The organism is Streptomyces sp. NPDC002403, assembly GCF_053593015.1.
The window spans coordinates 1-15,004 of the sequence record NZ_JBSFBQ010000100.1; the positions used below are offsets into that span (position 1 = coordinate 1).

Here is a 15,004-nt window from a genome sequence, read left to right on the forward strand (position 1 = left end):
GCTGTCCCTGCGCAACGACCTGGGCCTGCTCGCGGAGGAGTGGGACTCCCGGCTGCAGCGCCAGGTGGGCAACTTCCCGCAGGCCTTCAGCCATGTGCCGCTGATCGACACGGCGCTGCGTCTGACGGCGAGCGGGGCGTACGTCGGCTGACCCCCGGCTCATGGGGCGGGCGGAGACCCGCCCGCCCCATGACGTCTCATCGCGCCCCGGTCACGACCGGCAGCTCCGACGGCAGCCCCCACTCGCTCCAGGACCCGTCGTACACGGCCTGTCCCCGGTACCCCGCGAGTTCCGCCCCCAGTGCCAGGACGCACGCGGTGACACCCGATCCGCAGCTGACGACCAGCCGCTCGCGCTCCCCGGCGAGGGCGGCGAACACGGTGCGCAGCTCATCGGCCGGGCGCATCCGCCCGTCGCGCTGGAGCTCGCCGAAGGGCAGGTTGACCGCCCCCGGCATGTGTCCGCCGCGCAGCCCCGGCCGGGGTTCGGCGACGGCCCCGGTGAACCGGTCCCGGGAACGGGCGTCGAGGACCACCGCGGCCGGGTCGGCCAGGGCCGCCACCACCTCCTCACTGCCGACGAACATCCCCGCACGCGGCCGTGCGGTGAAGTCGCCGGGCGTCGCGGCGGGCACCGGCCCGGCGCTCTCCAGCGGCAGCCCGGCCCCCGCCCAGGCGAGCAGGCCGCCGTCGAGGACCGCGACCCGGTCGAAGCCCATCGCCCGCAGCATCCACCAGGCCCGCGCGCTGGAGTAGATGCCCGCGCCGTCGTACACGACGACGGTGTCGGTGCCGTTCACGCCGAGGGAGCGCAGCTCCTCGGTGAACCGGCCGGCGCCGGGCATCGTGTGGGGCAGCGGGCCCGAGTGGTCGGACAGCGCCCCGTCGATGTCGAAGACCCGCGCGCCGGGGATCCGCCGCCCGCCGCCCCGGTGCGCGCCGACCGAGGCGTCGAGGACGACCGTTCCCGGCCGGCCGAGCCGCCGCGCCAGCCAGTCGGCCCCGACCAGCGGGCCGGGGAGCTCCTGACTGCTTGCGTACACCGATACGTCGTCGCCCACGGCTGCTCCAGCTCCTGATCCGGATGTGAGGGCCACTCGGCCCGAACCGTGCGGCGTCCACAAGATCGCAGCGGCGCTCGGCCCGTGTCAACAGCGGCTCCGCGGTCCCCGGACTCCCCCGGTGGCTCCCCCGACGACGCCTTCGGCGCCCGGGGCCGGTACCTTCCTGAATCAGGGCGTCCGCCCGTTTGAACCGAGTGAAGCGCGAGGCCGGAGCCAGTGGAGACGCAAGGCGGAATCACCGTGCAGCGAGCCCTGGAGCTGCCGGGGCTGCGCGGTGGGCTCCCGGAGGTGGTGGCCGGAGCGGACCGGCTGAACCGTACGGTGCGCTGGGTGCACGCGGGCGAGGTCCCCAACATCGCTTCGCTGCTCAAGGGCGGTGAACTGCTGCTCACCACCGGCCTCGGGCTCGGCACCCGCCCCGCCGAGCAGCGCGCCTTCGTCCGCAGGCTCGCCGACCGCCAGATCGCCGCCCTGGTGGTGGAGCTGGGGCCGCGCTTCAGCCGGCTGCCGGCGTCGATAGTGGACGCCGCCCGCGCCGCGGGGCTGCCCCTGGTGCAGCTGCACCGCGAGGTTCCGTTCGTGACGGTGACCGAGGAGATCCACACCGAGATCGTCAACGGTCACTACGCGCTGCTGCGGCAGGCCGAGGACGTGCACCGACGGTGTACGGCGGCGCTGCTCGGCGGTGGCGGGGTGCCCCAGGTGCTCGGCATCCTGGCGGACTTCGCGGCCAATCCGGTCTTCCTGGAGACGGCGGACGGCCAGCTGCTGTACGCGGCGGGCCCCGGGTCCGGTCCGGTCTCCGCCGATCCGCTCCAGGTGTGGGACGGGATGCGCGGCGGCCGGGCGGCCCGTGAGACACCGCCCACCGGTTCGGTGCTGGTGGATGTGCCGGGCGGCGGCCCGGGCACCGGTTCGGTACGGGCCAGGCTGGTGCTGCTGGCCGTCTCCGGGCCGCTGGTGACCGTGCACCGGATGGCGGCGGAGCGGGCGGCGGGGATCCTCGCCGTCGTGCTGATGCAGGCCCGTCAGGAGGAGGAGCTCGCGGCGCGCGGCCGGGGCGACTTCCTGACCGATCTCGCGGAAGGCCGGATCACGCCGGAGGACGCTCCCGCGCAGGCCCGCGTACTGGGGTTCAAGCCGGCCGACATGCCGCTGCTGCCGGTGGTGATGCGGCTGGCCCCCGAGCTCTCGGTGTCCGGGAACTGGGCGTTGCTGGCGCGGGCGGTGCTGGAGGAGCTCTCGTCGGTGGGTGTGCCGGTGCTGCTGGGCGTACGGCCCGTGGAGGGCCGGGTTCCGGTACTGCTCGGGCTGCGGTCCGAGTCGGAGCGCACGGCGGTCGCGGACCGGGTCGCGGCGGCGCTGCGGGCCGGTGTGGAGCGGGCCGGGCTGGAGCGGGCCGGTTCGCATCCGCCGGTCGTGGTGGTGGGCGTGGCGGGCGGCTGGGCGGCGGCCGGGGCGGGGCTGCGGCACGCGGCGGAGACGGCGACGGCCGCGCACGGTCTCAGCGACCGGCCCTGGTACGACGCCCGGCGCCTCGACATCGACCTGTTGCTGTGGCGGTTGCGGGACCACCCGGATCTGGCGGCGTTCGTGGACCGGGCGATCGGCCCGCTGCGTGATCACGACCGCACCTCGCGCCCGGCGCTGCTGCCGACGCTGGAGACGTATCTGGCCCACGCGGGCCGCAAGGCGGAGACGGCGCGGGAGCTGCATCTGAACCGTCAGACGCTGTACAACCGGCTGGCCAGGATCGGCGAGCTGCTCGGCACCGACCTGGACGACCCCCAGGCCGTGCTGGCACTGAGCCTGGCACTCCGGGCCCGCCGCCACACCTCGTAGCCGTCCCGGCCGAGCGGCTCAGCGCGCCCGCGCCACCAGCGGCTGGGTCAACTCGTCGTACACACTGAGCACTTGGGCGATCGTGTCGTCCTCGGTCGGCCAACTCGCCGCCTGCGCCCGCCCGGCGGCCGACATCTCCTCGCGCCGCCGGGTGTCCCCGAGCAGCCTGGCCACCGCCCGCGCCAGCGCCTCCGCGTTGCCGTACGGCACGAGCTCCGCGGCGTCCCCCACGAGTTCGGGCACCCCGCCGACCGCGGTGGCGACCAGCGGGACTCCGAGCCGCAGCGCTTCCTGGGCCGCCACCGAACGCGCCTCCCAGCTGCTGGACAGCACGGTCAGGTCCGCCGCGGCGAGCAGCTCGGCGCGGTCGTCGCGGCTGCCGACGAGCCGGACGGGCAGGTCCTCGTTCCTGATCCGGCGCTGCAGAGCGGCTCGTTCCCGCCCCTCGCCCACGACGACCAGGAGCGGTGCGGGGTCCAGCTCGCGCCACAGCCGCGCGGCGTCGAGCAGGGTGCCGTATCCGTGATGCGGTACGAGGCTCCCGCAGGCGATGATCAACGGCCGTTCCACCGCTCCGAGTTCGGCCCGCGCCTTGCCCTCGTGCGCGGCGGCGGGCAGCGGGGGTACGGGGGCGGAGACCGGCGCGAGCCGCGCGTCGCGCGCCCCCCGGCGCCGTGCCCGGTCGACCAGGTCCGACGTCGTGCCGAGCACAACCGCCGCCGCGCGGGCGGCCCTTCGCTCCATCAGCCGGATCAGCCGGCCGCGGGCCCCTTCGACGTGGGCGCGGGCGTGCCAGGTGACGACCAGCGGGACACGCCGGCCGCCGAGCGCGAGGGCGGCGCGCACGGCGGCGTGCGGACCGTGCGCGTGGACGACGTCCGCCGTCAGACAGGCGGCACGCAGGGCGGCGACGGAGACGGGGTCACTGCGCCGGGGCACGGGCGCGAAACGAGCCCCCGTACCGGAATAGTCGTAGGCGTGGTCCAGTTCGGCCGGGGCGCAGACGGTGACGTGCACGCCTCTCGCCACCAGTCCCGCGGCCAGCGAGCTGACGTGGGCACTGCTGCCCGCACTGCCGCCGCCCAGGACTTGGACCGTACGCAGCTGTGACACGTTGAATGGCTCCCGGGGCTCCCGAGTCGGCGGTGATTGCATCGCCAAGGATGCCAGTCCGTACGCACGTTCCGGCACAATCAGGCCGTCGTTGCGGCCCGCACAGCGGCTACCGGACGCGGCCTACCACTCGCACGGGTGAGAAACCGGCGCACTGTTGCCCGCCCCGTCCCACCGCCTTCCCGGTCGGCGCTCCGACAGCACCCGGACGAGCCGGCTGACCCGGTCCCCGTACGCCGCCGCCGCGACCAGTCCGGCGGCGTGCGCGAGGAGTCCGGCCCGGCCGCGGCCCGCGACGATCGCGACCCCCAGCGCGGCCCCCAGGGCATGGACCCCGGTGTCCCCGAGCATGGTCCGCTCCCCCAGGTCGTCGGCGACGAGCGCGGCCACGGCACCCATCGGCGCGGCGGCGAGGCCCCCCTGCGGCAGCCCCGGGGCCCCGAGGGCGAGCACGGTCGCGGCGGCCGCGCCGGGCCGCACGTCCACCAGATTGACGAGATGGGCGGTTCCGGCGATCACGACCGCGGCGAGCATCCGGTCGACGGGCCGCTCCTTGAGCAGCGCGCCGGCCGCGAGCCCGGCGGTCCCGATCCCGAAGAGCTTCACCGCGCCGCTGGTCACCTCGCCGTCCCGCAGCGCACCCAGATGGGCACGGAATCCGCGGCGTGGATCGTCCGCACCGACGAGGTCGTCGTACGCACCGCAGCCGCCGGCCGCCAGTACGGCGAGCGCGGCGGCGCACCGGGTACGGGCCGGCAGCGGCAGGACGACCGTTCCGGCCGCGGTGCCGAGGACTGCGGCCGGGCCGGCGTACAGATCGACGGCGCGGCCCGCGTAGTTGATGCGCCGCCGGGACGGGCGGGGCCGGGCCCGCAGCGCCCGGTACACACCCCCCGCCACGGCGGCGGCGACGGTCCCGGACGTCACGGCCCTGCTGAACGCTGCCCCCATGCGCGCCAGGCTACGCAGCGGACCGCCGCGACGGCCGGGCGGGATCCCGTGCCCGTGGGCCCTATCCGTCCGACCTGGCCGCGGCGAGCAGTTCCTCCGCGTGGGCCCGTGCGGTCTGGGAGTCCTCCTGGCCCGCGAGCATCCGGGACAGTTCACGCACCCGGTCCTCGCCCTCCAGGACCGTGACCCCGCTGCTGGTCACCGATCCGTCGACGGTCTTCTCGACCAGCAGTTGCCGGTCCGCGAAGGCCGCCACCTGCGGCAGGTGCGTGACGACGACGACCTGGGCGGACCTGGCGAGCTTCGCGAGCCGCCGCCCGACCTCGACCGCGGCCTTGCCGCCGACGCCCGCGTCGACCTCGTCGAAGAGGTACGTGGGTACGGGGTCGGCGCCCGCGAAGACCACCTCGACGGCGAGCATCACCCGGGACAGTTCACCACCCGACGCGCCCTTGGCGATCGGCCGGGGCTGGGCGCCGGGGTGCGGGGCCAGCAGCAGCTCGACCTCGTCGGCGCCGGACGGTCCGTAGACCAAGCTCCGCCCGTCGATCTCGATGCCGGACGCCTCGTCGGCCGCCTCGGTCTGCCGGATGTCGAAGGAGACCCGGGCGTGCGGCATGGCCAGCGAGGCCAGCTCCGCGGTCACGGCCTCGGCGAAGAGCGCGGCCGCCCGGTTGCGCGCGTCGGTCAACGCCTGTCCGAGGCCGGAGAGTTCGGCCCGCAGCGCGTCGCGCTCGGCCGTCAGCTCGCCGATCCGGTCGTCGTCGCCCTCCAGCTCGGTGAGCCGGGCGGCGCCCTCCCGGGCCCAGGCGAGCACGGCGCCGATGTCCTCGCCGTACTTCCGGGTGAGCGCGGTGAGCGCGGCGCGGCGTTCCTCCACCGCGGCGAGCCGCAGCGGGTCGGCGTCCAACTGGTCGGCGTACCCGGCCAGTTCACCGGCCACGTCGGAGAGCAGGATCGAGATCTCGCCGATCCGGTCGGCGAGCGCCGCCAGTGCCGGGTCGTGGGCGCGCACGGCGTCCAGGGAACGTCCGGCGGCAGCGACCACGGTCGTCGCGTCGATGCCCTCCGGGTCCTCCGGATTGCCCGCGAGCGCGGTGTGGGCGAGGGCCGCGGCGGAGGCCAGCGCCTCCGCGTGGCCGAGCCGCTCGGCCTCGGCGGCGAGCTCGACGTCCTCACCGGCCAGGGGTTCGACCGCGGCGACCTCGCCCAGCCCGAAGCGCAGCAGATCGGCTTCCTGGGCGCGTTCACGGGCACGTGTCGTCAGCTCGTCCAGCTCCGTGACGACCGCCCGCAGCCGCCGGTAGGCGGCCGCGTAAGCCGCGTGCGGCAGGGCGACTCCGTCGCCCGCGTACCGGTCGAGCGCCTGCCTCTGCCGGGCGGGCTTGAGCAGCCCCTGCTGGTCGGTCTGGCCGTGCACGGCGACGAGTTCGTCGGCGAGTTCGGCGAGCACGCCGACCGGCACGGACCGGCCGCCGAGATGCGCCCGGGAGCGCCCCTCCGCGGAGACGGTACGGCTGATCAGCAGCGCACCGTCCTCGATCTCGGCCCCGGCCTCCTCGGCCCGCAGGGCGACGGCGTCGCCGTCGGACACCGTGATCCGCCCCTCGACGACGGCTGCCCTGGCCCCGATCCGTACCAGGGCGGGGTCGGCTCGCCCGCCGAGCAGCAGCCCCAGACTGGTGACGACCATGGTCTTGCCCGCGCCGGTCTCGCCCGTCACCGCGGTGAAGCCGGGTGACAGCTCCACCACCGCGTCGTCGATGACTCCGAGCGACCGTATCCGCATCTCCTCCAACACGGACACGACCTTACGAGGTCCGGAGCCCGATGCGCGACGGACCCCGTCCCCGGGGCTCACTCTCCCGGGTATCCGCCCGGCATTCGCCACACCTCCGGGGGAATGCCCGCCGCTCAGTGCGGTGCGCCGCGCCACCCGGAGACCGGCAGTGCGAATTTCGCGACCAGCCGGTCCGTGAACGAGGCGTGGTGCAGCCGCGCCAGCCGTACGGGCACCGCGCCACGCCGCACCTCGACCCGCGCCCCCGCGGGCAGCTCCACGGTCCTGCGCCCGTCGCACCACAGCACCCCGTGCGGGGTGTGCTGCTGGACCTCGACGGCGAGCACGGACGTCGGGGAGGTCACCAGCGGCTTGGCGAACAGCGCATGGGCACTGATCGGCACCATCAGCAGCGCCTCGACCTCGGGCCAGACGACGGGACCGCCTGCCGAGAAGGCGTAGGCGGTCGATCCGGTCGGGGTCGCGCAGACGATCCCGTCGCAGCCGAAGCCCGTCACGGGACGGCCGTCGATCTCCAGGACGACCTCCAGCATCCGCTCGGGCGACACCTTCTGCACGGCCGCTTCGTTGAGCGCCCAGTCGGTGTGGACGATGTCGCCGTTGCTGTGCACCAGGACGTCGAGCGTCATCCGCTCCTCGACCTGGTACGCCCGGGTGACGACCCGGTCGACGACCTTGTCCAGGTCGTCCCGCTCGGCCTCGGCGAGAAAGCCGACCCGGCCGAGGTTGACGCCGAGCATCGGCACCCCGGAGGCGCGGGAGAACTCGGCGCCGCGCAGCAGTGTCCCGTCCCCGCCGAGCACGATCAGCAGTTCACAGCCGTCCACGGCCTTGGGCGTGGTGTCCGTGACCGTCTCGACGGACGGCGGCAGCGGCAGATCGGTCGCCTCGGTGGCCAGCACCCGGACGCCGAGGCCACTGCGCAGCAGCCCCTGTACAACCAGTTCGGCACTGCGGATCGCGGCCGGACGGCCGGTGTGTGCCAGAAGAAAGACAGTTCGTGCCGCATTCGTCGTCAACGAGGCCCCTCCGCCACTGCACGGTCGACATCTGCGGGATCCAGCTCAGGTGCTCCTGCCCGCAGCCAGAGAAAGTACTCGACATTCCCCGAGGGCCCCGGCAGCGGGCTCGCCGTCACCCCCCGCACCCCGAGCCCCAGCGTCCAGGCCCGGCGTGCCACTTCCCGTACCGCTTCGGCCCGCAGCTCGGGACTGCGCACCACACCACCGCTGCCCAGCCGCTCCTTGCCGACCTCGAACTGCGGCTTGACCATGAGGACCAGGTCCGCGTCGGGGGCGGCGCAGCGTGCCAGGGCGGGCAGCACCAGGCCCAGCGGGATGAACGACAGGTCGCCGACCACCAGGTCCACCGGCTGCCCGTCGATCGCCTCCAGCGTCAGCTCCCGTACGTTGGTGCGGTCCTTGACGGTGACGCGTTCGTCGGACTGGAGCGACCAGGCGAGCTGTCCGTAGCCGACATCGACGGCGACGACATGGCCGGTGCCGGCCCGCAGGAGCACATCGGTGAAGCCACCGGTCGACGCCCCGGCGTCCAGCGCCCGCCGCCCCTCGACCTTCAGTCCGAGGGGCACGAAGGCGGCCAGGGCGCCGGCCAGCTTGTGCCCGCCGCGCGAGACGTACTCGGGGTCGCTGTCGTCCTTGATCACGACGACGGCGGCGCTGGTCTCGACCTGGGTGGCGGGTTTGGTCGCGGTGTTCCCGCCGACGGTCACCCGCCCTGCGGCGATCAGCTGGCTCGCGTGCTCGCGCGAGCGTGCGAGCTTACGGCGTACCAGCTCGGCGTCGAGGCGGCGACGTGCCACTCCTGCCACGTTCGGTTCAGCTCCTGTTGTCGTACGAGGGCATCGGTGCGGGTACCGGTGCGGGTGTGGGCCCGGCGTCCAGCGCGGTCAGCGTTTCGCGCAGCCCACGGTGTACATCCTCGTACACCTCGATGTGTCCGTCCGCCGGGAGGTGGTCCGCGTCGGCGAGACGCTCCAGCTCCGCGTCCACCCCGGCGTTGCCGGTGGGGGTGCGCACCACGCCGAGGGGCGCGGGCGCGGCGGGGTCGAGCGGGGTTCCGGCGGCCGGGTCCGCGCCCTCGCCGGACGGGTCCGCCGCCTGGCTCCCGGGCAGTGTTCCGGCTGCCGTCCCCGGCTCCGGCATCGCGTCGCTCATGCGGGAAACGCTACCGCGAAGGGCTGCGGTACCGTCGATCGCAATGGCGACCATGGCGGAGTGCCGCAGCGCACTCGACAAACTGTCCGACAGCCTCGCGGGGGCCGATGGCGACGTGCGCAGCGCGGCTGCCCTCGACCGCTCGCTGAGCTGCCACATCAAGGACCTCGACATCACCTTCACGGGCCGGCTGGCCGATGGCCGGATCCAGGTCCTGGACACGGTCGAGGGCCCGCCCCGCGAGAAGGCCGAGATCCGGCTCGCGATGACCGGTGACGACCTGGTGGCCATGGTGGACGGCGATCTGAACTTCGCCAAGGCATGGGCTTCGGGCCGGGTCCGCCTGGAGGCCGGCTTCCGCGATCTGCTGAGACTGCGGTCGCTGCTGTAGGCGGTACGGACCGGTCTTCCGCCGACGGCGCTCATCCCCCGGCCGACGCTCCGGCGGGCGCCCTGCCCCGTACACCCGCCCCGTCGCCGCGCGGCCTGCGCGCGGCCGGTACCACCAGCGGGGTCCCGGTCTCCGGATCGTCGATGACCTGACAGCGCAGCCCGAAGACCCGCTCCACCAGCTCCGCGGTGACGACCTCGCCCGGTGCGCCCTCGGCGATCACCTCGCCCTCCCGCATCGCGATCAGGTGGGTGGCGTAGCGCGCCGCGTGATTCAGGTCGTGCAGGACGGCGACCAGGGTGCGCCCCTGCGTCTCGTGCAGCTCCGCGCAGAGGTCGAGGACATCGATCTGGTGCTGGATGTCGAGATACGTCGTCGGCTCGTCGAGCAGCAGCAGCGGCGTCTGCTGGGCGAGCGCCATGGCGATCCAGACGCGCTGGCGCTGCCCGCCGGACAATTCGTCGACATACCGATCGGCGAGCGCGCCGACTCCGGTCGCCGCCATCGATTCCTCGACAATCCGTTCGTCGTCCGGCGACCACTGGCGCAGCAGTCCCTGGTGCGGGTACCGGCCGCGCCCGACGAGGTCGGCGACGGTGATGCCGTCCGGCGCGATGGAGGACTGCGGCAGCAGCCCCAGCGTCCTGGCGACCTTCTTCGCCGGCATCCCGTGGATCGCCTGCCCGTCCAGGAGCACCCGCCCGCTCTCCGGCTTCAGCATGCGCGAGAGCGCGCGCAACAGGGTCGACTTGCCACAGGCGTTGGGGCCGACGATCACCGTGAACGAGTTGTCGGGAATCCCGACCGAGAGATTCTCCGCGATGACCCGCCGGTCGTAGCCGAGGGTCACCGAGTCCGCGGTGAGGCGCTGCATGGTCGTACTCCCGGAGTCGCAGGTGATCGGGTGCGGGACGACGACACACCGAGCAGAAACAAAGTTAGGTTAGCCTACCCTCCCTTGTGTGGGTGTCGCCGGGAACCCTCCCGCTACAGCCCCAGCCTGGCGACCGCCTTCCCGGCGTCCAGCCCGCACGAACCGTCCCCTGCGTACGACCACGCCGCCCCGCAGAGCGCCCGCAGTCCGTCGAGTGCGTCCCCGTCGCCCTCCAGCACCAGCCCGTCCCCGCGCACCGACGCCGTCCAGCCCCCGCACACGAAGCCCTCGCCGCGCTCCACCACCTCGGGCTGACCGGTCAGCAGCCCCCGCAGGTCCGCGTCCACATACGTCGGCCGGTGCTTCGGCACGGCGGCCAGCAGCTGCGCCGCGTCCGTCACCCCGGTGAGCACCAGCAGGGAGTCCACTCCGCCGTTGAAGGCGCCCTCGATGTCCGTGTCCAGCCGGTCGCCGACCACCAGCGGGCGTTCGGCCCCGGTCCGCAGCACCGTCTCCCGGTGCATCGGCGGCAACGGCTTGCCGGCGACCTGCGGCTCGGCCCCGGTCGCGATCCGTACGACCTCCACCGCCGCACCGTTCCCCGGTGCGATGCCACGGGCGCTCGGAATCGTCAGATCCGTGTTGGACGCGAACCACGGCACCCCGCGCGCGATCGCGTACGCGGCCTCGGCGAACCGTCCCCAGGCCATGTCGGGCCCGCCGTACCCCTGCGCCACCGCGACCGGCTCGTCGTCCGCCGACTCCACCGGCACCAGGCCCCGCTCCCGCAGCGCGACCCGCAGCCCCTCGCCGCCCACCACCAGCACTCTGGCACCGGCGGGCAGCTGGTCGGCCATCAGCCGGGCGACCGCCTGCGCCGAGGTGATCACATCGGTGGGCTCCGCCGGAACGCCGAGTTCGGTCAGGTGCCCGGCCACCGCGGCCGGCGTCCGCAGGGCATTGTTGGTCACGTACGCCAGGTGCATCCCGCCGTCCCGTGCCGCCGCCAGCGAGTCGACGGCGTGGACGATCGCATGACCACCCGCGTACACCACCCCGTCGAGGTCGAGCAGCGCCGTGTCGTACGCCTCGTTCAGCGCGGTGCTGCTGCCGCTCGGCCTGGTCCTGCTCGCCTGACTCATTCTTTGCGCTCCTCGTTCCATGCTTTCGCCCCGATCATCGCGCATTCCGGCCGCGCACATACGATGCAGAAATGAACACACCAGGTCCGGCCGGCCAGGGACTGCGTCTGATTCCGTTCCGTGGACTGCGATACGTCCCCGAGCGGGTCGGCAGCCTTGCCGCGGTGACCTCACCGCCGTACGACGTCGTCGTACGGCCCGACGGGCTGCACCACCTGGAGTCAGCGGATCCGTACAACATCGTCCGGCTCATACTCCCGCAGGCGGAAACGGCCGCGGCCCGCCACGAACAGGCCGCACAGACCCTGAACCGCTGGCTGGCCGAGGGGGTCCTCGCGCCGGACAGCGAGCCCGCTCTGTACGTCTACGAGCAGCGCAACGCCGAGATCCTGCAGCGCGGCATCGTCGGGGCGCTGGCGCTCTCGTCCCCCTCGGACGGCATCGTCCTGCCGCACGAGGACGTGATGGCCCATGTCGTCGAGGACCGGGCCGATCTGATGCGCACCACGGCCGCCCACTTCGAGCCCCTGTTGCTCACCTACCGCAGCGACGGCGACGGCCCGGGCGCGACCGCCGTCATCGAGCGGACCACGGACCGTCCGCCGCTGCTCGCCACCACCACCGAGGACGGTTACCACCACCGGCTCTGGGCGGTCACCGATCCGGCCGAACGCGCCGAGATCGAGACCGATCTCGCCCGCCACCAGGCATTGATCGCCGACGGACACCATCGCTGGGCCACGTACCTGCGCCTCCAGCAGGAGCACGCCGCTCCCGGCCCCTGGGACTTCGGCCTGGTCCTCCTCGTCGACACGGCCCGCTACCCGCTCCGGGTCCGCGCCATACACCGGCTGCTGCACCGCCTCCCGGTCACCGACGCGCTTGCCGCTCTGGACGGCCTCTTCCGCATCCGCGACCTGGACGGACCGCTTCCCCGGGCCCTGGACGCACTCGCCGAGGCGGCCGCCGAGGGCAACGCGTTCCTGCTCGCCGGCGACGGCGGCTTCCATCTCGTCGACCGCCCCGACCCCGGCCTGCTGTCCCGCACGGTCCCCACCGACCGCCCGGCCGCCTGGCAGACCCTCGACGCGACGGTCCTGCACGCGGCGCTGCTCGACCACGTCTGGCAGATTCCCGACGCCCCGGAACACATCGCGTACATCCACGACACCGCAGCCGCCGTCGAACAGGCCGAGCGCCACGGCGCGACGGCGGTCCTGATGCATCCGGTACGCGAAGAAGTCGTCCGGGACCTCGCGCGGCAAGGGGTCACCATGCCCCGCAAGTCGACCTCCTTCGGGCCCAAGCCGGCCACCGGCCTGGTCCTGAGAAGCCTCGACCTCGGCTGACCTGCGGACGGCAAAAAGCGGCCAACAAAAAGAGGGCGGCACCCCGGAAGGGATGCCGCCCTCTTCTCATGCCTTACGCCTCGGACGTACGTCCCTTGTCCTCGTCGTCCTCGTCGGTCCCGTCCTCGTCCTCGTCCTCGTCGAGGGCATCGACGAACTCGACACCATCCATCTCGGCGAGCCGGTCGGACGCGTCGGTCGAGCCGTCCTTGTCGGCCTCCAGGGCCTTCCCGAACCACTCGCGCGCCTCGTCCTCGCGCCCGGCCGCCAGCAGGGCGTCGGCGTACGCATAGCGCAGCCGGGCCGTCCACGGGTGCACGGCGTTCGAGGCGAGCTCGGAGCTCTGCAGGGTGACGATGGCCGCGTCGAGCTGTCCCATGTCCCTGCGTGCCCCGGCGGCCACCAGGCGCATCTCGACCTGCCCCGCCTTGTCGAGCTTCTGCACCTCGGGCTCACCGGCCATCGCCATCGCCCGCTCGGGCCGCCCGAGCCCGCGCTCGCAGTCGGCCATGACGGGCCACAGCTCCACGGACCCGGTCATCCGCTTGGCTGCCCGGAACTCGGCCAGCGCCTCCGAGTACTTCTGCGTGGCGTACGCGGCGAACCCTGCCGCCTCACGCACCGCGGCCACCCGCGAGGCCAGCCGGAGCGCGATCCGCGAGTACCCGTACGCCTGCTCCGGGTCCTCGTCGATCAGCCGGGCCACCATGACGAGGTTGCGCGAGACATCCTCGGCCAGAGTCTTCGGCAGGCTCATCAGCTCCTGCCGCACATCCTTGTCGATCTCGTCACCGGTGACGTCCTCGGGAATCGGAAGCCGCTTGATGGGCTCGCGGTCCCGGTCGTCCCGACGCTCGTACCCGCCGCGGTCGTCGCGCCCGCGGTAGCCACCCCGGCCGCCACGATCGTCCCGCTGGCCGCGGTATCCACCGCCACGGCTGTCGTCGCGGCGGAAGCCACCGCCGGAGCCACCGCGGCTGTCGTCGCGCCGGTAGCCGCCACTGCGGCTGTCGTCGTCGCGACGCGGGCCACGCGGCCGGTCATCACGACGCTCGAACCCACCCGAAGGACGCCCACCACGGTCGTCATCCCGACGCGGCCCACGGAACCCACCACGGTCATCGTCACGGCGCGGCCCACGATCACGGTCGCGGTCATCACGCCGGAACCCACCACCGCGATTGTCGTCACGGCGGAAGCCACCACCGGAACCGCCACCACGGCTGTCGTCACGCCGGAAGCCGCCACCGGAGCCGCCACCGCGGCTGTCGTCGCGCCGGTAACCGCCACCGCGGCTGTCGTCGTCGCGACGCGGGCCACGCGGCCGGTCATCACGACGCTCGAACCCACCCGAAGGACGCCCACCACGGTCATCGTCACGGCGCGGCCCACGATCACGGTCGCGGTCATCACGCCGGAACCCACCACCGCGATTGTCGTCACGGCGGAAGCCACCACCGGAACCGCCACCACGGCTGTCGTCACGCCGGAAGCCGCCACCGGAGCCACCGCGAATGTCATCACGCCGGAAGCCACCGCCGGAGCCACCGCGGCTGTCGTCGCGCCGGTAGCCGCCACTGCGGCTGTCGTCGTCGCGACGCGGGCCACGCGGCCGGTCATCACGACGCTCGAACCCACCCGAAGGACGCCCACCACGGTCATCGTCACGGCGCGGCCCACGATCACGGTCGCGGTCATCACGCCGGAACCCACCACCGCGATTGTCGTCACGGCGGAAGCCACCACCGGAACCGCCACCACGGCTGTCGTCACGCCGGAAGCCACCGCCGGAGCCGCCACGGCTGTCATCACGCCGGAAGCCACCACCGGAACCACCACGGCTGTCATCACGGCGCGGTCCCCGGTCACGGTCACGGTCGCGGTCGTCGCGACGGAAGCCACCACTACCACTTCCGCCGGTGGGCCGGCTGTCGTCACGCCGGTAGCCACCACGGTCGTTGTCCCGGCGCGGTCCGCCGGAGCGGTCGTCACGACGGCCGCTGAAGCCGCCTCGGTCACCACCGTCCCGGCGACGCGGCTCGCGCTCCGAACGATCGTCGGGAGAGTTGGTGGACATCGGCGTGACTCCTGTCATCGGGTACTACAAGACATTCTGGCGCAGCCGGACATCCGACGCGCTTCGACAAAAACAAAAGGACCCTTGGTCCCAGCGTGAACGCTGGGACCAAGGGTCCTTGAAAGATTGTTCGGCGGCGTCCTACTCTCCCACAGGGTCCCCCCTGCAGTACCATCGGCGCTGAAAGGCTTAGCTTCCGGGTTCGGAATGTAACCGGGCGTTT

15 protein-coding genes and 1 rRNA gene are annotated in these 15,004 nt (G+C 73.4%); 4 read left to right on the top strand and 12 right to left on the bottom strand.

All coding sequences use genetic code 11. The features are described from left to right. Positions 1-151, top strand: a 151-nt coding sequence (locus ACWCPY_RS41695; protein WP_351876124.1) for a glycoside hydrolase family 15 protein, incomplete at its 5' end; no start/stop codon positions are given. 46 nt (positions 152-197) lie between these two features. Here ACWCPY_RS41695 and ACWCPY_RS41700 read toward each other — a convergent pair. Beyond that, positions 198-1,061 carry a sulfurtransferase gene (locus ACWCPY_RS41700; RefSeq protein ID WP_451274207.1) on the bottom strand — a complete coding sequence of 288 codons (864 nt, stop codon included), beginning with the start codon at positions 1,059-1,061 and terminating at the stop codon, positions 198-200. A 219-nt stretch (positions 1,062-1,280) separates the two neighbouring features. Here ACWCPY_RS41700 and ACWCPY_RS41705 point away from each other — a divergent pair, with 219 nt between their 5' ends. Continuing rightward, positions 1,281-2,906 carry a PucR family transcriptional regulator gene (locus tag ACWCPY_RS41705; RefSeq protein WP_329815633.1) on the top strand — a complete coding sequence of 542 codons (1,626 nt, stop codon included), beginning with the start codon at positions 1,281-1,283 and terminating at the stop codon, positions 2,904-2,906. Between the two features lie 18 nt (positions 2,907-2,924). Here the strand turns inward: ACWCPY_RS41705 and ACWCPY_RS41710 are convergent, their stop codons facing one another. From ACWCPY_RS41710 to ACWCPY_RS41735, 6 genes are all read right to left on the bottom strand, one after another. Then, positions 2,925-4,019 carry a glycosyltransferase family 4 protein gene (locus ACWCPY_RS41710; protein WP_451274209.1) on the bottom strand — a complete coding sequence of 365 codons (1,095 nt, stop codon included), beginning with the start codon at positions 4,017-4,019 and terminating at the stop codon, positions 2,925-2,927. A 123-nt stretch (positions 4,020-4,142) separates the two neighbouring features. Next, positions 4,143-4,970, bottom strand: coding sequence for a hypothetical protein (locus ACWCPY_RS41715; RefSeq protein ID WP_451274211.1), 828 nt, complete (start codon positions 4,968-4,970; stop codon positions 4,143-4,145). Positions 4,971-5,031: 61 nt separating this feature from the next. Next, positions 5,032-6,759 (bottom strand): DNA repair protein RecN, encoded by a 1,728-nt coding sequence (gene recN, locus ACWCPY_RS41720; RefSeq protein WP_451274230.1) that lies wholly within the window; start codon positions 6,757-6,759, stop codon positions 5,032-5,034. Between the two features lie 125 nt (positions 6,760-6,884). Beyond that, the gene (locus tag ACWCPY_RS41725) at positions 6,885-7,790 is read right to left on the bottom strand and encodes an NAD kinase (RefSeq protein ID WP_451274213.1); all 906 of its coding nucleotides are present in this window, start codon (positions 7,788-7,790) and stop codon (positions 6,885-6,887) included. After that, entirely contained in the window at positions 7,787-8,602 is an 816-nt protein-coding gene (locus ACWCPY_RS41730) for a TlyA family RNA methyltransferase (RefSeq protein WP_451274215.1), read from the bottom strand. Before ACWCPY_RS41730 ends, ACWCPY_RS41725 begins: the two co-directional genes overlap by 4 nt. Before the next feature lie 7 nt (positions 8,603-8,609). Further along, a complete protein-coding gene (locus ACWCPY_RS41735) occupies positions 8,610-8,948 on the bottom strand; it encodes a hypothetical protein (protein ID WP_451274217.1) in 339 nt (112 codons plus the stop codon). Positions 8,949-8,991: 43 nt separating this feature from the next. Here ACWCPY_RS41735 and ACWCPY_RS41740 point away from each other — a divergent pair, with 43 nt between their 5' ends. Then, positions 8,992-9,339: an SCP2 sterol-binding domain-containing protein gene (locus ACWCPY_RS41740; protein WP_403774254.1), complete on the top strand. Its 348-nt coding sequence runs from the start codon at positions 8,992-8,994 to the stop codon at positions 9,337-9,339. A gap of 31 nt (positions 9,340-9,370) precedes the next feature. Here ACWCPY_RS41740 and ACWCPY_RS41745 read toward each other — a convergent pair whose 3' ends face one another. Together ACWCPY_RS41745 and ACWCPY_RS41750 are read right to left on the bottom strand one after the other, a co-directional pair. Beyond that, positions 9,371-10,213 carry an ABC transporter ATP-binding protein gene (locus tag ACWCPY_RS41745; protein WP_451274220.1) on the bottom strand — a complete coding sequence of 281 codons (843 nt, stop codon included), beginning with the start codon at positions 10,211-10,213 and terminating at the stop codon, positions 9,371-9,373. A gap of 113 nt (positions 10,214-10,326) precedes the next feature. Then, complete coding sequence (locus ACWCPY_RS41750; RefSeq protein WP_451274222.1) at positions 10,327-11,355, bottom strand: HAD hydrolase-like protein; 1,029 nt, start codon at positions 11,353-11,355, stop codon at positions 10,327-10,329. Between the two features lie 71 nt (positions 11,356-11,426). Here ACWCPY_RS41750 and ACWCPY_RS41755 point away from each other — a divergent pair, with 71 nt between their 5' ends. Beyond that, positions 11,427-12,704, top strand: a complete 1,278-nt coding sequence (locus ACWCPY_RS41755) for a DUF1015 family protein (RefSeq protein ID WP_451274224.1) — start codon at positions 11,427-11,429, stop codon at positions 12,702-12,704. A 73-nt stretch (positions 12,705-12,777) separates the two neighbouring features. Here ACWCPY_RS41755 and ACWCPY_RS41760 read toward each other — a convergent pair whose 3' ends face one another. The 3 genes from ACWCPY_RS41760 to rrf form a co-directional block, all read right to left on the bottom strand. Further along, on the bottom strand, positions 12,778-13,461 hold the full coding sequence (locus ACWCPY_RS41760) for a tetratricopeptide repeat protein (protein ID WP_451274226.1): 684 nt from the start codon (positions 13,459-13,461) through the stop codon (positions 12,778-12,780). After that, complete coding sequence (locus ACWCPY_RS41765) at positions 13,461-14,723, bottom strand: hypothetical protein (RefSeq protein WP_451274228.1); 1,263 nt, start codon at positions 14,721-14,723, stop codon at positions 13,461-13,463. The genes ACWCPY_RS41760 and ACWCPY_RS41765 overlap by 1 nt, the downstream gene beginning before the upstream one ends. Positions 14,724-14,909: 186 nt before the next feature. Then, a 5S ribosomal RNA gene (gene rrf / locus ACWCPY_RS41770) occupies positions 14,910-15,004 on the bottom strand; the annotation flags it as partial.